Origin of the sequence: Notoacmeibacter marinus, assembly GCF_002238045.1 — a bacterium.
GTDB classification, from domain to species: Bacteria; Pseudomonadota; Alphaproteobacteria; order Rhizobiales; family Rhizobiaceae; genus Notoacmeibacter; species Notoacmeibacter marinus.
Genome location: NZ_NBYO01000001.1, coordinates 1,009,607 through 1,026,150, shown reverse-complemented (window position 1 = coordinate 1,026,150; position 16,544 = coordinate 1,009,607). Strand labels below are relative to the sequence as shown.

The window sequence follows — 16,544 nt, the reverse complement described above, 5'->3', positions numbered from 1 at the left end:
GTGTCAGGCGCTGGTGCGGTTGAAATCGATGCCCCAGCGGATTGCCGACCAGATGCGCTCGTGCAGCAGGTAGCATAGAAAGCCAATCAGCGCCGAAAGAAGCGCCAGTTGGCCACCGGTACGGATCGAGCCGGTCATCATGAAGCCGAGCATGGCCATCGTCACCAGCCCCCAGACCTGCCATGACACGGCCTTCACCAGGCTCCGCTTGCGCGTTTCCATCACTCACTCCAAATCGGATCGATTATCGATAGCAGAACCAGCTTCTTGATGTGCGCGGCTCCCAATAAGCCCTTCTACCAGTGCACATCGGTTCGCGGTATCGTGCAAATTATCGCGCCGATTTTCGCGAAATAAGATATTTCTCATCAGACGTGATAATAACTATCGATCATGGATAAAAGAGAACGAGCACGGCTGTTTCAAGAGCGACTGGCATCGGTCATGGCGGAGCGCGCCATCTCCAAAAGCGCGTTGGCTCGGGCGATTCATGCCGACCGATCGACCGTTTCGATTCTTCTGACCAGCGATGCGGCGCGTTTGCCGAATGCCCAGCTGGCGGCGGAATGCGCCTTCGAACTCGGCGTTTCGACCGACTGGCTTCTCGGTCTGACCGACCGGCGCGAAAAGGGCGCCGACATTCTGGAAGTCGCGGTTCGGATGGAAACGGCCGAGCGCGCGCCGTCCGACGATGCAATCTATCGGTGGCACGAACAGTCGCGCGGCATGAAGGTGCGGCATGTGCCCGCGACCCTGCCGGATATGCTGAAAACCGAATCGGTGCTGCGCTTCGAATATGGAGATACGCTGGGCCGCACCTCCGACCAGGCGGTAACCGACATGCGCGACCGGTTGGCCTATCTGCGCGCGCCCGATACCGATTATGAGATCGCGATGCCCGTCGATGCGCTGGACGGGTTCGCCCACGGCGACAGCTATTGGGCGGACCTGCCGGTCGAACTGCGCATTGAGCAGCTCGAACATCTGAAACGGCTGACCGAAGAGCTTTATCCGTCGCTGCGACTCTATCTGTTCGACCGAAAGAAGATTTTCTCCGCGCCGATCACCGTCTACGGCACCTTTCAGGCCACCATCTATATCGGCCGGGTCTATTTCGTGCTGAGCGAGCGCCGGCAAATCCTGGAACTGACGCGTCATTTCGACGGCCTTGTGCGCGCGGCCCTGTTCGAAGCGCGGCGAATGCCGGATTTTGTCGCCGAGCGGCTGGAAAGGCTGCGGCAGAACGCATAGCCTCGCCCTCGGGACCTTGGGGGAGAGCAGTTCGTGAAAGAGTATGACTATGTGATTGCAGGTGGCGGTTCGGCCGGTTGCGTTCTGGCCAATCGGTTGTCGGAAGACAAGAACGTCACCGTTTGCCTTTTGGAAGCGGGCGGTGAGGGACGCGGCATCCTGACCCGCGCGCCTGCCGGCATCGTCGCCATGCTGCCAGGCCACGGCAAGATTTCGAACTGGGCGTTCAAGACCGTACCGCAGGAGGGGCTGAACGGGCGGCGCGGCTACCAGCCGCGGGGCAGGGCGCTCGGCGGTTCCTCCGCCATCAATGCGATGCTTTATATTCGCGGCCAACGGCAGGATTACGACGGTTGGGCCGATCTCGGCTGCGACGGCTGGGACTGGGATACGGTCCTTCCCTATTTCAAACGCTCGGAAAATCGCCATGGGTCGGGCGAGGGCGACCTTCATGGCCGGGATGGCCCGCTGCAGGTCGCGCCGCAATTCAGCCCGCGTCCGATCTCGCAAGCCTTTGTCGAGGCCGGCGAGAGCCTGCAATACCGGCGGCGGGACGACTTCAACACTGGCGACAATGAGGGCATTGGCCTCTACGAGGTCACGCAGTTTCATGAAGGCCCGCGCAAGGGTGAGCGCTGTTCGGCAGCGGCCGCCTATCTGCATCCCGTCATGGAAAAACGCGACAATCTGGAGGTAGTGACGGGCGTGCGGGCCAGCCGCATCCTGCTCGAAGGCCGCCGGGCGGTGGGTGTCGACTACCGTAAACGAGGTACGACGCACACCGTCCGCGCCCGGCGCGAGGTGATCGTGGCCGGTGGCGCATTCGGCTCCCCGCAGCTCTTGCAGCTTTCGGGCATCGGCCGGCCCGAGGATATCACGCCGCACGGCATCGATATGGTTCATGAACTGCCGGGTGTCGGTCAGAACCTGCAGGACCATCTGGATTTCACGCAGGCCTTCAAATCGAAGGACACCGACAATTTCGGCATCGGCCTGAAGGGCAGCTGGGCGCTGCTCGGCCATATGCGACAATGGCGCAAGGACGGCACGGGCATGATCACGACGCCCTTTGCCGAGGGCGCGGCGTTCCTGAAAACCGATCCGTCCATGGATCGCCCGGATATTCAGCTGCATTTCGTCATCAGCATTGTCGACGATCACGGTCGCAAGCTTCATCCGGGTTACGGTTTCTCTTGCCATGTCTGTGCGCTGCGGCCCTATTCGCGCGGCCGCGTCTTTCTGAACTCCGCCGATCCGATGGTCGATCCCGCCATCGACCCGAATTATCTCTCCGACGAGCGCGATCTGGAGACGCTGATCGAGGGCGCCAAGATCACCCGCCGCATAATGTTGGCCGAACCGCTGGCGAAATACCGCCATCAGGAACTGTTCGGTGTTACGGACACGATGAGCGATGAGGACTGGGAGCAGCATATCCGCGCCCGGTCCGACACGATCTATCATCCGGTCGGCACATGCAAAATGGGTGCCGATGAGATGGCCGTGGTCGACCCGCAATTGCGCGTGCGCGGGCTGGAAGGGCTGCGCGTGGTGGATGCGTCGATCATGCCGACGCTGATCAGCGGCAACACCAATGCGCCGACCATGATGATCGCCGAGAAGGCAGCCGATATGATCCGAGCGGCGTAAGCGCTTCGCCGTCAGCCTTCGGCTGCGTCCTCGATGGTCTCCACGATCACGCTGTCATTGGTGTAGACGCAGATCTCGGCGGCGATGGCCATCGCCTTCCTGGCGATCTCCTCGGCATCGGTCTCGGTATCATAGAGCGCGCGGGCGGCGGCGAGCGCGTAATTGCCGCCCGAGCCGATGGCCATCACGCCGTGCTGCGGCTCCAGCACATCGCCATTGCCGGTGATGGCGAGCGTGACGTCCTTGTCGGCCACCAGCATCATCGCTTCCAGCTGACGCAGATATTTGTCGGTCCGCCAGTCCTTGGCCAGTTCCACGCAGGCGCGCGTGAGCTGGTCGGAATATTGCTCCAGCTTGGTCTCCAGCCGTTCCAGCAGGGTGAAGGCATCGGCGGTCGCACCGGCGAAACCGGCAATCACCTTGCCCTCCTTGCCGATCCGGCGAACCTTGCGGGCATTGCCCTTCATCACCGTCTGGCCAAGCGACACCTGGCCGTCGCCCGCGATCACGGCCTTGCCGCCCTTGCGGATCGTCACGATTGTCGTGCCATGCATGACGGTCTCGCTCATTGTTCGTCCTTTCATGGGCCGCATATGGCCCAGCTTGTTCCATTCGCCTCGGCAGATAGGCATTGTCGACGAGGCTGCCAAGCATTTGCCGGGGCAGGGTGGTTTCGCTTTGCCGGCGATTGCGATAAATCAGCGCTGACTTTCAACGGGGAACGATGTGATGGCGCGCAAGGCAACCATCGAACGCAAGACCAGCGAAACCGAGATCGCCGTCACCGTCGCCATAGACGGGACGGGCCGATACGATGTCGAAACCGGTATCGGCTTCTTCGACCACATGCTGGAACAGCTCGCCCGCCATTCGCTGATGGATATCGAAGTGCGCGCCAAGGGCGATCTGCATATCGACGACCACCACACGGTCGAGGATGTCGGCATCGCGCTCGGGCAGGCCGTCAGCAAGGCGCTCGGCGAACGACGCGGCATCCGCCGCTATGCCTCGCTCGATCTCGTCATGGACGAAGCGATGACGCTGGCGGCGGTCGATGTCTCCGGCCGGCCCTTCCTCGTCTGGAACGTGGCGTTCACCGCGCCGAAGATCGGCACGTTCGACACCGAGCTGGTGCGTGAGTTCTTCCAGGCGTTCGCCGGCAATGCAGGCATCACCCTTCATGTGAAGAACCATTATGCGGTGAACAGCCACCATATCGCCGAGACCTGCTTCAAGGCCGTTGCGCAGGTGCTGCGCACCGCTTTCGAGCCGGATCCGCGGGTCGGTGATGCCGTGCCGTCCACCAAGGGCACGCTTGCCGGCTGAGGAGACCGCGATGAGGGTTTACCGTGTGATGGAGCGGCAGGTCTCCGCCGACGAGCCGGTTGAAACGCGCTTCATTGCCGAGCGTTTCCGCTGGCTGGCCTTTCTACTGCCGGTCGTCTGGCTGCTGTTTCGGCGGCTGTGGCTGACGGCGTTCCTCGTTCTGACGCTGGGTTTCGCGTTGGGTCTCGCCCTGCCGCGTCTCGGTTTCGGGGAAGGCTACGTGCTGATATGCGGGTTGGCGCTGGGCCTGATCGTCGGCCTGGAGTCCACCGGTCTGATCGTCAGTGGGCTGGAAAAGCGCGGCTGGCGAGAGATCGGCGCGGCGACGGGCGATACGATAGAGGACGCCGAAACGCGCTGGTTCGCCGGACGAAGCCGGGAAACGAATCCGGCTGATCATTCCCTGCTGGCCGGAGCGCCGGTCTGATGCGCACGGCGATCATCGATTACGGCTCCGGCAATCTGAAGAGCGCGACGAAAGCGTTCGAACGGGCCGCGCGCGAGGCGGGCCTCGACGATCACAAGATCGAACTGACCGACCAGGCCGAGCGCGTCCGCACCGCCGACCGCATCGTCCTGCCGGGCGTCGGCGCCTTTGCCGATTGTCGCGCGGGGCTCGACGCCGTGCCGGGCATGCACGAAGCGCTGGACGAGGCGGTGGTGATAAGGGGCCGGCCATTCCTCGGCATCTGCGTCGGCATGCAATTGATGGCCGATCGCGGTCTGGAGAAGGTGACGACGCCCGGCTTCGGCTGGATCGCCGGCGATGTGAAGCACATCGAGCCGTTGGACCACAACCTGAAAATCCCGCAGATCGGCTGGAACACGATTCACGTGAAACAGCCTCACGCTCTGCTGGAGGGCATCGCGGCCGGGCCGGCCGGGCTGCACGCCTATTACGTCCATTCCTACCAACTCGCCTGTGACAGGCCGGAGCAACTCATCGCCACAACCGATTATGGCGGGCCGGTCACCGCCATCGTCGCCGACGGCAACCGGGCCGGCACCCAGTTTCACCCGGAAAAGAGCCAGACCCTCGGCTTGGCCCTAATCGCCAACTTCCTGCGCTGGACGCCTTGATGACCCACAAAATCCTCTTCCCCGCCATCGATCTGAAGGATGGCCAGTGCGTCCGGCTGAAGCTCGGCGAAATGGACAGCGCAACCGTCTACAATGACGATCCGGCGGCGCAGGCGAGGGCCTTCGAGGAGCAGGGTTTCGACTGGCTGCATGTCGTCGATCTGAACGGCGCCTTCGAAGGCGAAAGCGTCAATGGCGCGGCAGTCGAGGCTATCCTCTCCGCGACGAACAATCCGGTGCAGCTCGGTGGCGGCATCCGCACTCTGGCGCATATGGAAAGCTGGCTGAACAAGGGGCTGGCGCGGGTCATTCTCGGCACCGTTGCCGTGCGCGATCCGGATCTGGTGAAAGAGGCCTGCAGGGCCTTTCCCGGCAAGATCGCGGTCGGCATCGACGCCAAGGGCGGCAAGGTGGCGGTCGAGGGCTGGGCCGAAGCCTCCGAACTCGGCGTCATCGAACTGGCCAGGCGCTTCGAGGGCGCGGGCGTTGCGGCGATCATCTACACCGATATCGACCGCGACGGCGTGCTGACCGGCATCAATTGGGAATCGACCATCGACCTGGCCAATGCGGTGTCGATCCCTGTGATCGCCTCGGGCGGTCTTGCTTCGCTGGCCGATGTGGTGCGGATGACGATGCCGGATGCCGAACGGCTGGAAGGCGCCATTTCCGGGCGCGCGCTTTATGATGGCCGGCTCGATCCGACCGAAGCGCTCAAAGTGCTGAACAGCGCGTCGGGCCAGGCGTAATCATCGCGCCCCGCCGATTTCGAAAAACGCGCCGAGCCTTGATCCCCAATACGCGCCGTGCTTTCTGCTGAACGATGAGGGATCGGAAATTGCGACCATGACCCTGAAAGCCCGAGTGATTCCCTGCCTGGACGTCAAGGATGGCCGCGTCGTCAAGGGCGTTAATTTCGTCGATCTGATTGACGCGGGCGACCCCGTGGAGGCCGCGCGCGCCTATGATGCGGCAGGGGCCGATGAACTCTGCTTTCTGGATATTACGGCAAGCCATGAAGACCGCGCCACGATCTTCGATGTGGTCGCGCGAACGGCCGAGCACTGCTTCATGCCGCTCACGGTCGGCGGCGGCGTGCGGACCAATGCGGATATTCGAAAATTGCTGCTGGCGGGTGCCGACAAGGTGTCGATCAACACCGCCGCCGTTCTTAATCCGGACTTCGTGGCCGAAGCCGCCGACAAATTCGGCAATCAATGCATCGTCATCGCCATCGACGCGCGGCGCGTCTCCAAGCCGGACGAGACGCCGCGCTGGGAAATCTTCACCCATGGCGGGCGAACGGAAACCGGTATCGATGCGGTGGAGTTCGCCCGCAAGGTGGTCGATCTGGGCGCCGGCGAGATCCTGCTGACCTCCATGGACCGGGACGGCACCAAATCCGGTTTCGACGTGGAATTGACCCGCGCCGTCGCCGATGCGGTGACGGCGCCGGTCATCGCGTCGGGCGGCGTCGGCACGCTCAATCATCTGGTCGAGGGCATCAGGGACGGTCACGCAACCGCCGTGCTGGCCGCCTCAATCTTCCATTTCGGCACCTATTCGATTCCGCAGGCCAAGCGCCACATGGCCGCGGCGGGCCTTGCCATGCGCATGGACGGCCTGCAAGCGGAGGCAGCGGCATGAGTGGGTTCACCCTGGCCGATCTTGAGGCGCGGATCGCCGAGCGCGCGGCCGCATCGCCCGATGAAAGCTGGACCGCGAAACTGATCGCCAGGGGCCAGGGCAAGGCCGCCCAGAAGCTCGGCGAGGAAGCGGTCGAAACGGTTATCGCGGCCGTATCGGACGACCGGGACGGGCTCGTCGCCGAAAGTGCCGACCTTCTTTATCACTGGCTTGTCGTTCTCAACCTTGCCAATGTGCCTTTGTCGGAAGTGATGGCCGAACTGGAAAGGCGCACGGGCCAATCGGGGCTGAACGAGAAGGCGATGCGAAAGCAATCCGACTGAGGAGCGGGGAGCGGGGTTGAGGATATGACACTGCAGATCGGCGGGGAGGCCGGTTATCACCTGCGCCCGACGGATGGCCATGCGACCGGCGTATCGCCCTATCGCACCTTCACGGCCCAGCAATGGTCGGCGTTTCGGGCAGATACACCGCTGACGTTGAATCGCGAGGAGCTGGAGCGGCTTCGCTCTCTTGGCGATCCCATCGATATGGACGAGGTGCGCCGCATCTATCTGTCCCTGTCGCGGTTATTGTCCGCGCATGTCGAGGCGACGCAGCTGCTCTTTGCCCAGCGCGCCATGTTTTTGAACGCGACCGAGGCTGTGAAGACCCCGTTCATCATCGGCGTTGCCGGCTCGGTGGCGGTCGGCAAAAGCACCACCGCGCGCATCCTGAAGGAATTGCTGGCGCGCTGGCCGTCGAGCCCGAAGGTCGATCTGGTCACCACGGACGGGTTTCTGTTGCCCAATGCCGTTCTGGAGCGCGAAGGGCTGATGGACCGCAAGGGCTTTCCCGAAAGCTACGATGTCGCGGCGGTGCTGCGTTTCCTGTCGGCCATCAAATCGGGCGAACGCCATGTCTCCGCGCCGGTCTATTCGCATGTGACCTATGATGTGGTGCCGGATAGGGTGGTCGATATCGAAACGCCTGACATTCTGATTTTCGAAGGCATCAATGTCCTGCAGACGCGCGACCTGCCATCGGAAGGACGCATCGTTCCCTTCGTGTCGGACTTCTTCGATTTCGCGATCTATATCGATGCCGACGAAGCGCTGATCCGCAACTGGTATGTCGATCGTTTCATGGATCTGCGCCTGACCGCCTTTACCGATCCGAAGAGCTATTTCCACCGCTATTCGACACTTGGCGTCGCCGAGGCGCGCCGCAAGGCGGAAACGCTGTGGGAGACCATCAATCGCCGCAATCTGATCGAGAATATCCTGCCAACGCGCCCCCGCGCCGATCTGATCCTGCGCAAGGGCACCAACCATCTGGTCGAGAGCGTCTCGCTGAGAAAGCTCTGACATCGGCCGCTTGTGCGGGAAGTCGGCTTTCACGAGCAGCTGGGACGGGGGCGCTTGGGGATTCTGGCTGGCCGCCATGGCGCCGATGCCGTCTCGAAGGCAGGAAAGTTCGGGCCGGACCGAATGTTGGATGCAGGCAACGCATCCGTTCTCTTTGACTGACTGCCGCCGCGCCAATGCAGAGTCTTGTATAGAGGGAAGTTCGGGCTGGGAAGGTCGCTTCGCGGCCGTGAGACCCGCCGTTTGGCCCAGTAGTCAGAAAATGCTGTCGCGCCGATTGATGCCGCCTTATGCTTCGGCTAGAAGGCGCTATCGGTTGAGCGCCTGCTTCGCCGAATTTGGGCACCCGTAGCTCAGCTGGATAGAGCGCCGCCCTCCGAAGGCGGAAGCCAGAGGTTCGAATCCTCTCGGGTGCGCCAATTATTTCAATGAGTTAGCAAAAACGCGCTTGCGCATAAATTGATTGGGCTAACATCCGGCTAACACCGCGAAGAAAATTCAAGCAATCACTCGTCGATTGTTGGCGCGTCCCAGCGAGTGACAATCACGTCGCCAATTGCCCCGGCTCTCGCTTCGATGCTCTTTTCGGTCCAGTCTTCGACCTTCGCGACCATGCGGTTTAGGGCGAGCAGCGAACCGGACAGCTTTTCGCGCTTTTTCACCCAACCGGCGTTGCCCAAACTTGGGTTCAGTGAACCCGTTATGAGCGTGAGATTTCCTATCGTGTCCACTGCTTGAGCGCGGGTTTCGACCAGAGCTTTCATAGCGTCATCCATGGGCACACCCGCAATCATCGCTTCGAAACTTGATTCGTGGGACGCATTGCTTCCGTCACTTAGGGGCCAATGTTCAGCCCACTTGCGGGGCATCAAATGTTCGATGGTCAGGTTTGAGGTCGAAACGGTCACTTCGTCGAATTTGTCACGAAGATCGTATTCCACGTTTTGAAGGATGAACCGGAGTCGGGGTGTCGGGATCAATGCGTAGGCTTTGCGACGCAGCACGGCTTCCTTCACTTGGGCGTCCGTCGGCATTCTCGATATGTCGCCTGTCATCGACGCCATGTGCTTGCTGAAAGCGTTGAATGCATCCGGTGTGGATTTTGCGGCACGGATGAAACTTGTTGTGACCTTGTTGTAGTTCTTCGTGGTCAGTCCGCATAGCTCGCGGCGCACCAGATAGCTTTCAAGAAGCTCAAGGATTTTTCGTAGTTCGCTTTCGTCGGGAACGTAGCTGAGAACCCACAAAACGAAGGGATGGAAGGTCGATAAGTCCCAAGTCTTTAAAACATTGGAAATGCGCCCAACGTTAGAGCCTTCCTTGGCCTCTTCAAGAAGCCGATAATTTTTGGCATGGCTGATAAGCACATCCAATTCTTCCGCAACTGTCGGAAAGGCGCGGTCGCGGGCATAATGCTGATATTCTGTTGCGATTTTACCGATATTGGCATCCCTTGCGGTCTCAGCGACAACTGTATGTGCGATAAGGTGGTCTGCCCGCGCCCGTTTTAGTCGCCCTTGCCGTACTTCGTCTGACCAAAACGGCTCTTCGAATAACTTCCACCGACCATCGAATAGCTTTTCATCGTCTTCCCCAAGCTTGCGCGCACGGTGGAAGACGCTGTTTCGGATAAGGTCGAAAGGTGCTAGCGGCTTGCCCAGCCCGTTCAGTGAAGCGAAAATCTCTTGCGCGTCGTCGTTCTCGTCCAGTTGAATTATTACAATTTGAAACCCGGCGAGAAAGCCTTCAAGCAGTGCGCCAAGCACGGCTTCGGCATCGTCGCCCACCTCTACGCGATCAGCAACGAAGCTAGCTATTTCGGTGTGTAGATGGTGGTAGGCGAGCAAAAGCTTGGGCGTGCCGCCCTTCTTGACACGCCCCGTGCCGTGAAAATACCTTGGCGTGAATGACGCTACTACTTCCGCATATTCTTCGGTGGCGATTTTCTGAAACAAGTCGCGGTCATATGCCGACGGCCAAAGCTTGAAGCGCTCCTTTTCGGCGTCCTTCATGCCCTTGTTTTCGTCGTTGAACAGATAGGTGTTTGCAACTTCGATTAGATGCTTGATATCGAGTTTGCGAGCCGCCTCACGAATTGCGGCAAGCACGATCTGAAACGTCGTTATTCGTTGTTGGCCATCTACCAGAAAACGAAGCGGTACCACTCCAAATGCCTGCTTGCTTGGTTCAGCGTATATTATCGCACCGAAATAGTGCGGCAATGGAGTGCGGTCTTCCTCCAACCGTTCAACGGCCTTGTCGCGAAGATCATCCCACAGTTTTGGAATTTGTTTGTCAGCGTCCGTTTCCCACTCATAATGGCGCTGATAGACAGGCACGACCCATTGTTGCCGTTGTCCAAGAACAAAATTCAGATCATGTGCCTTCGCGTCCATATCCTAACCCTCACCCCAAACCATAAAATTTCGAGACCTGATCCTTCACCGCTTCGCGAAGCGCGTTGGTGTCGTTCAGGCGCAATTGCTTGATCCCGGCAATGTTGAATCCAATATCCTTCTTGGCATCACCAATCGAACCATTGTGGATGAGAAGGAAGTTCTCGTGCGCAAGCCCTTTGCCTTGGTTCAGGCCCATAAGGTAGCCGATTTCCTGATAGACGTTTTTGTTGCCGTGCGTGAGGTCTGCAATCAGAAGGCCGGAATCTTCGATCAAACGTAACACTTCGGCGTTGATTTCGTAGGAATAGCCGGTGTCGAATTGGTCGATACGGATTGGCCGGATTTCGATGTCGAGTTCGTGAGCCTTGTTCAGATCATCGACCGCGCTTTTAATGGCATCGAAGTTCGGTTTGGTGTCTTCGCTGAACTGCATAGACACAAACACTTGGCGTTTGCGCGATTGGGCAATCTTGCCGAAAATCTTTATCAGGTCCGCCGCATGGATCGATTGCAGTTCGTATTGGTGCGTTCGCAATACCCAATTGGTGAACTGCTCATAGGTTCCGCGCGAACGGTCGCCACTCAATTGGAAAAACAGGCACGCCGCGAACAGCCCTTGTGCGGTGCACGCCTGCAATCGTTTGTCGCCGTAGGTGTCATTAATGCGTTTGATCGCTTCGAATACGGCTTCGGGGTCAAGTGCGGCCTTCGGGTCAGTTTGTTTGCGAACGTCCTGCAAGGACTGGATGAGCACAGACCGGGCGCATTCGTCTTGCCCTTTGTTCTTGCCGAAAACGTTCTTTAGGTTGGACAGGTAGGTGAAGTCCAGCCGGTCTTTGAGTTGGCGGCATTGAAGGTATTCTAGACCGAAACGCTCCTCAAGCACATCGTCTGGGAAGTCGTTTCTAAAATCAATAATGCCTTTATACGTTTCCTCTGAAGTCAGCGGCCATGCTTTAGAATTGATGTTGTGGAACAACGCCTTTTCATTTCGGCGAGCATTATCGTGGTTGAAAAGCAAGATGCAAAAAGGGGACAAATAGTCTGATGAAAGATCGGTGAGAGCTTCGAACGCAGCAAGTCTATGGTTTCCATCAATGCGCCTGAACGGCTTCTTTTCATCACCGACAAATATGTCATAGCGTCGAAGGTCATTTCTTCCTTTTTGCGCCCTTGGCCTTATATCAATACCGGCTTCTTTTGATGCAAACCGCTTTCCTTCCAAAAGTGTCCTAAGCGGATCAATCTTTTCAGCCCAGTTTTCACCTTGCTCCAGTTCAGTTTCCAAGGGCACGGACAGCACGATTTCTGGAAAGAAAAGGTCTTCGCCGATTTGAAAGAACCTCTCTATTTCTTCAACATGATCTTTCTTCAGATCACGCTGGTACTCGGAATTGGCAAAAGAGCAGGTGGCTATGTCGTTCAGACGAGCGTATCCCCGAATAGTCAGGTAGCTACCCATTGATGTCGCAAAGGCACCATTGAAAACCGTGCTCATGCGGCATCCCCCAACAAGATTGCTTCGATCTCTGCCTTGGCTTTTTCCAGTTCGGCGTTTGCCTCTTGACGCATCGAAAGGGCCGCCGATTTCCGTTTCTGGATTTCCGCGACAATGCGCGTTTGCGTATTCAATTCAGGAAGCGGGATTTCGATGCGCTTTAACTCAGATGGCGTTATTGCAGGATAGTTACCACCACTTGAGCGCTGTTCCATCTGCGTCAGCCCCAACTTTGAACGTAGGAGGTGGTATAAATACTCGCGATCAATCAAGCTCGTATCGACATCGCGGATTACCGCAAACCCCGTTGATGCGATGAAAGGGGATTGTTCCTGCGGAACGAGTGTTATTGCCCCACGCGAAGGTCGCGTTGTCGAAACAAGTATGTCGTGCGGTCGCGCAACCATTCGGGCACGGCTTGGCGCTTCTTCAATTGATGTGTCCGAAATTTCAGTAACATCTCCGGTCTTCAAGTCAATTGCCGAGATTTCCAAATAGGGGAACGTGCCTTCGTAACCGGTTCTCTGATCCCAAGCCTCGGAAGAAAATGAGCAGATATCCCGCAAGAGTTTGAAAGGGTGGGCGGTTATTGCTTCTGTCAGATGAACGTATTTTCGTCCAAAGAAGTTAGGGTCGTGCCGTAGCTGAACTTCATGCATAGACACCCGGAACATGCGGTTAGCTATGGTGTTTTCCTGTTCAGGCGGAAGCACGATGCCAAGTTCGGAAAGCAGGTAATCGTCGATTGACGCAAGTAGCGCGTCGGCCTTGTCCAAGGCCACTTTACGACGAGTGTTCCCGTTGTCCATGACTGACAATATTGCTTCGTTGTATATGATCGGGATGGATCGAAGGGCGGGATAGTCGAGTGCCGGTCGTGTTCCCCCTGTTGCTCGGCGTGTGGCCAACGCTTCACCAATGTCGGTGTTAAGGAACGCAGCAAGCGCCCGGCTTTCCAGCCTGCTTCGGGTTTTTGCGCGTGCAATATGCTGATTGATGTTGCCCACAAAACCTACGGGCGGCACCGACGAAACGGCCATACGGCCAACGCCCGTGATCTTCACCAAAAGGTCATTTTCTTGAACATGGCTACGCGCAAGCATTCCGCTATGCGTTGCCTCGTTGATCAATTTGACGTCGTTTGCATCAAGATCACCATTAGTATTCAGGTTCTGTACACGGATGAAAGGAATGCCCGTTTCAGGGTCATCGGAGTAGTACAGTTCCTTCTCTTCCGCCTTGGGCGTCGCCCCGCCCGCCAACGCCAAGCAAAAATCCCGAAGTTTTCTATTGGTCTTTAAGCGCACCTTTTCTTCCAACCGCACAAAGTGCGGAAGGTAGAAGCGGGCATCATGCCTACGTTCAAGTTTGCCCCAACTGACTATGAAGAACCGTTCTTCATCGACGCCGGGGCTTAGGCAAAAGGGCGCGGCACCCCGCTTTCGACATGTTGGATAAAACGGCTCAGTTCCCGCGAAACAGTATCAAGTTCGTTCGCGCCGGTTGGTCGTCCGGTTGCATCGTAGCCAATGTCTTCGGCAATCGCCATGAAGATTTCATAGTCATTAACTTTCGCCTTCACTTCGGCCAAGAATTCGTCGTTCAGCGTTTCGCGTAAGGTAGCGATACGCTCATTGTATTCTTCCGATGTTGCGGCTTTCCATTGTTGATAGGCTTCGGTGGCCTCATGCGCCTTCTTAGCCTTGTCTGCTTCAGCCTTCAGCTTGCGCTTGGCATCCGTGGTTAGATTGCCTTGGGCGTCCAATGCACCCAGTTTGGCCACAAGCTCTTCGTCGATTTGCTGAATGGTGGCATCGCCCTTCTTCAGCTTCGCTGCCTTTTCCTTGATCAGCTTTTCCAGTGCCTTGCCGCCGTCCTTGCGGGCATGGATATCGTCTTGCGCCTTTTCTTTGGCGCGCTGAATGGCGATGGTGGTTGCATCGTCGTGCTTGCGCAGGAACAGAACGGAACTCTTCACACCGGCACCGTTGGCCGCGAAGGCAAACTGGGGAAGTGAAACGACGCTGACAATGCGCCAATGCTCTTCGATCCAGTCGCGCACATACTGCATGCTGGAATTGGTCAGGATGCTATCCGGGATGACCATCGCCATGTAACCGCCCGGCTTCAGGAAGCGGTGGCATTGTTCGATAAATAGCACCTCGGTTGTCTGTTGGTCGCGCGCCTTGTCCAAGAGGGTGCGGCGGATGAAGTCTTTTTCGCCAACCTTCTTCTGTTTGACCGTGATGTTCTTCAGCTTGGCATCGATCCAATCGACGTCCTTGCAGCCAAGGTCATAGTCTTCAAGATAACGCTTTTCGTTCAATTTCACCTTCGCGCCAAAAGGCGGGTTGGTGATGATGTAGTCAAAACTGTTGGGTTTGAAGCCTTGGTTCTTCGTCCGGTCGCGCATTGTGTCGATAGACTCAAGCCCGTCGAAAGCAATAACATTGGTATGACCATCATCATGGATGATCATGTTCATCTTTGCCGTTCGGGCGATGCCTTCGGAAATCTCAATGCCGAAGAGATTGTTTTCGGCGAAGTCGTGCCAATGCTTGTGGTGCTGGACCGATGCCAGTTCGAAGTAGCCGTCTTCCGCCATTTTGTCGGCTTCACGGCGTACCTTGTCCAGCGCATGTAGCAGGAATCCGCCGCTGCCGCATGATGTGTCGATCACGACAGAATCGTGATTGATCGGCAAGGCGTCGACGATGAACTTGACGATGTTGCGAGGGGTAAAATACTGCCCGAACTCGCCTCGGAAAAAGCCGGTCATGAAGGTTTCGAAAGCGCGGCCTTTGCTGTCCAAGTCGGTCTTGCCAAGGTCTGTGCCTGCAAGATAACCAACAACGGTTTGAAGCTCCGAATTTGACAGCCGAATATCTTCCTTGAAAACTTCGGGGTCTTTTTCACGTCCTTTATGGTAGAGCGCCTGAATACGCCTTTTCAGGTCGTCGCCTTTGTCGTCCGTGAAGACTTGAAAGTCGTAGGGCTCACCCGGCTTGCGGTTGGTCCGTTCGTCCCAAATTTTGCAGAAGATAAGTTTGTCGAGTTCGTCGAACGCTTCGGACGGGTTGCGCTTGCCACCCGCCCACAACGCATCATGGGCTTGTTTGAACTTTCGCGTAAGTTCGTTCTCTTCGACGATCTCAAGTTCAAAGCCGTCCTTTCCGCCCTTGGTGTATTTGGCGCGCGACGCCTCTTCCTTACCCTCTTTGGGAAGGTCAGCGATCCGGTTTTCAACGCGTTCAGCGCCGCCAAAACCGGATACCTTGAAGTAATCGTTGCGGATGCCTGACGTCATCCACATGAAATCGGCTTTCAGAGAATTGGCATACCCGAAGCCCTGTTCGACGGCCTGATCCAGTTCACCTTGGCTGGCCTCTTCACGCTTGCATTCAACAACGATGTAGGGCGTCTTTTTAGCTTTGTCCTTGAAGACAACGATATCCGAATGAATGTTTGGGACACGGTGCGGGACGGTGAATTCGATATCGATTTGTTCTTGGGAGTAACCGTAGTCGAGTACCAACGACACGTAGGCGCTTGCACGGACGAACTCTTCAGGGTCGCTTAGCCTGTATTTTTTGTTCAGGGCGACATAGATGACGTTCTTCTCATCTTCATCTAAGGCGATGATGCCACCCTGCAACGCGGCTTCGTTTTCGCGCTTGAAGCGGTCCAGATTTTCTTCGTACGCCATTATTCATCATTCCCGTTCGAGTGTTTCGCCGCTACGACCGCTTCGGCCTGTATGACGCATAGTTCAAGTTCTTCCACGGCCATTCCAGTAGCCGCGTTTGCAAAGCGGCCTACAAGTTCCGCCTTCTTTGGTTCCTGATCGTGTGCATCGACGACGCCAAGCAACCAGTTTGGTGTTGTTCCAAGAACTTCAGAAATAGACTTGAGAGTTGCCAAGTCTGGTTCCCGACGCCCCGAAGCGTAGTGAGCATATCTACGCTCTTCCAAGCCAATACGTCTTGCAGCTTCAGCGTTTGAAATGCCGAGTTGCTTGGCGCGTTCCCGTAACCGTTTTGCGAATATATCCATGGGAACATTTTGTTCTCTATCGACACAAATATTGCTACGTACGTTGCGTAGTGCTGCACGAACATAATGTAGTCAATAGGTACATTGGTGTGTTGCAGCCATGGGATTGAAAACTTGGATTGAAACCGCGATTTGGATTGTTTGCCTATCTCCAATCTGGGGCGCGTTCGCATGGTGCTTCTGGGAAGGGTCAGTTCGCCCGCGCATGATACCGCGACAGGAAATCTTGACCGAAGCTGACAGGCTTTGGGTGCAGGACAGGGATCGTGCTTTCGAACGGGCCTGCATTGAGGA

Annotated in this window: 16 protein-coding genes and 1 tRNA gene; 10 read left to right on the top strand and 7 right to left on the bottom strand. The window is 57.4% G+C overall.

What is annotated here, in order from left to right; genetic code table 11:
• Window positions 1-3: 3 nt before the first annotated feature.
• Window positions 4-222 (bottom strand): DUF2061 domain-containing protein, encoded by a 219-nt coding sequence (locus B7H23_RS04800; RefSeq protein WP_094076197.1) that lies wholly within the window; start codon window positions 220-222, stop codon window positions 4-6.
• Window positions 223-393: 171 nt separating this feature from the next.
• Here B7H23_RS04800 and B7H23_RS04795 point away from each other — a divergent pair, with 171 nt between their 5' ends.
• Window positions 394-1,251, top strand: a complete 858-nt coding sequence (locus tag B7H23_RS04795) for a helix-turn-helix domain-containing protein (protein ID WP_173861884.1) — start codon at window positions 394-396, stop codon at window positions 1,249-1,251.
• Window positions 1,252-1,284: 33 nt separating this feature from the next.
• Window positions 1,285-2,901, top strand: a complete 1,617-nt coding sequence (locus tag B7H23_RS04790) for a GMC family oxidoreductase (protein ID WP_094076195.1) — start codon at window positions 1,285-1,287, stop codon at window positions 2,899-2,901.
• 11 nt (window positions 2,902-2,912) lie between these two features.
• On the opposite strand, the gene hslV is transcribed toward B7H23_RS04790, so the two are convergent.
• Window positions 2,913-3,470 (bottom strand): ATP-dependent protease subunit HslV, encoded by a 558-nt coding sequence (gene hslV / locus B7H23_RS04785; protein ID WP_094076194.1) that lies wholly within the window; start codon window positions 3,468-3,470, stop codon window positions 2,913-2,915.
• Window positions 3,471-3,630: 160 nt separating this feature from the next.
• Between hslV and hisB the strand changes: the two genes are divergently transcribed.
• The 8 genes from hisB (at window position 3,631) to B7H23_RS04745 (ending at window position 8,719) form a co-directional block, all read left to right on the top strand.
• Window positions 3,631-4,227 carry an imidazoleglycerol-phosphate dehydratase HisB gene (gene hisB / locus B7H23_RS04780; RefSeq protein ID WP_094076193.1) on the top strand — a complete coding sequence of 199 codons (597 nt, stop codon included), beginning with the start codon at window positions 3,631-3,633 and terminating at the stop codon, window positions 4,225-4,227.
• Window positions 4,228-4,237: 10 nt separating this feature from the next.
• Window positions 4,238-4,654 carry a DUF2628 domain-containing protein gene (locus tag B7H23_RS04775; RefSeq protein ID WP_158215770.1) on the top strand — a complete coding sequence of 139 codons (417 nt, stop codon included), beginning with the start codon at window positions 4,238-4,240 and terminating at the stop codon, window positions 4,652-4,654.
• Window positions 4,654-5,307 (top strand): imidazole glycerol phosphate synthase subunit HisH, encoded by a 654-nt coding sequence (gene hisH, locus B7H23_RS04770; RefSeq protein ID WP_094076191.1) that lies wholly within the window; start codon window positions 4,654-4,656, stop codon window positions 5,305-5,307. Before B7H23_RS04775 ends, hisH begins: the two co-directional genes overlap by 1 nt.
• A complete protein-coding gene (hisA, locus tag B7H23_RS04765) occupies window positions 5,307-6,056 on the top strand; it encodes a 1-(5-phosphoribosyl)-5-[(5-phosphoribosylamino)methylideneamino]imidazole-4-carboxamide isomerase (RefSeq protein ID WP_094076190.1) in 750 nt (249 codons plus the stop codon). The genes hisH and hisA overlap by 1 nt, the downstream gene beginning before the upstream one ends.
• Window positions 6,057-6,153: 97 nt before the next feature.
• A complete protein-coding gene (hisF, locus tag B7H23_RS04760; RefSeq protein WP_094076189.1) occupies window positions 6,154-6,954 on the top strand; it encodes an imidazole glycerol phosphate synthase subunit HisF in 801 nt (266 codons plus the stop codon).
• On the top strand, window positions 6,951-7,277 hold the full coding sequence (locus tag B7H23_RS04755; RefSeq protein WP_094076188.1) for a phosphoribosyl-ATP diphosphatase: 327 nt from the start codon (window positions 6,951-6,953) through the stop codon (window positions 7,275-7,277). Before hisF ends, B7H23_RS04755 begins: the two co-directional genes overlap by 4 nt.
• 24 nt (window positions 7,278-7,301) lie before the next feature.
• Window positions 7,302-8,300 carry a type I pantothenate kinase gene (gene coaA, locus B7H23_RS04750; RefSeq protein WP_094076187.1) on the top strand — a complete coding sequence of 333 codons (999 nt, stop codon included), beginning with the start codon at window positions 7,302-7,304 and terminating at the stop codon, window positions 8,298-8,300.
• Between the two features lie 342 nt (window positions 8,301-8,642).
• Window positions 8,643-8,719 (top strand) — tRNA-Arg (locus B7H23_RS04745).
• Window positions 8,720-8,806: 87 nt separating this feature from the next.
• Here the strand turns inward: B7H23_RS04745 and B7H23_RS04740 are convergent.
• From B7H23_RS04740 to B7H23_RS04715, 5 genes are all read right to left on the bottom strand, one after another.
• Window positions 8,807-10,696, bottom strand: a complete 1,890-nt coding sequence (locus B7H23_RS04740) for a DUF262 domain-containing protein (protein WP_094076186.1) — start codon at window positions 10,694-10,696, stop codon at window positions 8,807-8,809.
• 10 nt (window positions 10,697-10,706) lie between these two features.
• Window positions 10,707-12,197 (bottom strand): ParB N-terminal domain-containing protein, encoded by a 1,491-nt coding sequence (locus tag B7H23_RS04735; protein WP_143534726.1) that lies wholly within the window; start codon window positions 12,195-12,197, stop codon window positions 10,707-10,709.
• Window positions 12,194-13,504 carry a restriction endonuclease subunit S gene (locus B7H23_RS04725; protein ID WP_094076183.1) on the bottom strand — a complete coding sequence of 437 codons (1,311 nt, stop codon included), beginning with the start codon at window positions 13,502-13,504 and terminating at the stop codon, window positions 12,194-12,196. Before B7H23_RS04725 ends, B7H23_RS04735 begins: the two co-directional genes overlap by 4 nt.
• A 107-nt stretch (window positions 13,505-13,611) precedes the next feature.
• Window positions 13,612-15,903: a type I restriction-modification system subunit M gene (locus B7H23_RS04720; RefSeq protein ID WP_094076182.1), complete on the bottom strand. Its 2,292-nt coding sequence runs from the start codon at window positions 15,901-15,903 to the stop codon at window positions 13,612-13,614.
• Complete coding sequence (locus B7H23_RS04715) at window positions 15,903-16,250, bottom strand: helix-turn-helix domain-containing protein (protein WP_094076181.1); 348 nt, start codon at window positions 16,248-16,250, stop codon at window positions 15,903-15,905. Before B7H23_RS04715 ends, B7H23_RS04720 begins: the two co-directional genes overlap by 1 nt.
• Window positions 16,251-16,544 lie beyond the last annotated feature (294 nt).

Excerpts from the sequence above, each read along its gene's own strand:
- B7H23_RS04800 (WP_094076197.1), bottom strand. The coding sequence starts at position 222 with ATGGAAACGCGCAAGCGGAGCCTGGTGAAGGCCGTGTCATGGCAGGTC.
- B7H23_RS04795 (WP_173861884.1), top strand. The coding sequence starts at position 394 with ATGGATAAAAGAGAACGAGCACGGCTGTTTCAAGAGCGACTGGCATCG.
- hslV (WP_094076194.1), bottom strand. The coding sequence starts at position 3,470 with ATGAGCGAGACCGTCATGCATGGCACGACAATCGTGACGATCCGCAAG.
- hisB (WP_094076193.1), top strand. The coding sequence starts at position 3,631 with ATGGCGCGCAAGGCAACCATCGAACGCAAGACCAGCGAAACCGAGATC.
- B7H23_RS04775 (WP_158215770.1), top strand. The coding sequence starts at position 4,238 with ATGAGGGTTTACCGTGTGATGGAGCGGCAGGTCTCCGCCGACGAGCCG.
- hisH (WP_094076191.1), top strand. The coding sequence starts at position 4,654 with ATGCGCACGGCGATCATCGATTACGGCTCCGGCAATCTGAAGAGCGCG.
- hisA (WP_094076190.1), top strand. The coding sequence starts at position 5,307 with ATGACCCACAAAATCCTCTTCCCCGCCATCGATCTGAAGGATGGCCAG.
- hisF (WP_094076189.1), top strand. The coding sequence starts at position 6,154 with ATGACCCTGAAAGCCCGAGTGATTCCCTGCCTGGACGTCAAGGATGGC.
- B7H23_RS04755 (WP_094076188.1), top strand. The coding sequence starts at position 6,951 with ATGAGTGGGTTCACCCTGGCCGATCTTGAGGCGCGGATCGCCGAGCGC.
- coaA (WP_094076187.1), top strand. The coding sequence starts at position 7,302 with ATGACACTGCAGATCGGCGGGGAGGCCGGTTATCACCTGCGCCCGACG.
- B7H23_RS04740 (WP_094076186.1), bottom strand. The coding sequence starts at position 10,696 with ATGGACGCGAAGGCACATGATCTGAATTTTGTTCTTGGACAACGGCAA.
- B7H23_RS04735 (WP_143534726.1), bottom strand. The coding sequence starts at position 12,197 with ATGAGCACGGTTTTCAATGGTGCCTTTGCGACATCAATGGGTAGCTAC.
- B7H23_RS04720 (WP_094076182.1), bottom strand. The coding sequence starts at position 15,903 with ATGGCGTACGAAGAAAATCTGGACCGCTTCAAGCGCGAAAACGAAGCC.
- B7H23_RS04715 (WP_094076181.1), bottom strand. The coding sequence starts at position 16,250 with ATGGATATATTCGCAAAACGGTTACGGGAACGCGCCAAGCAACTCGGC.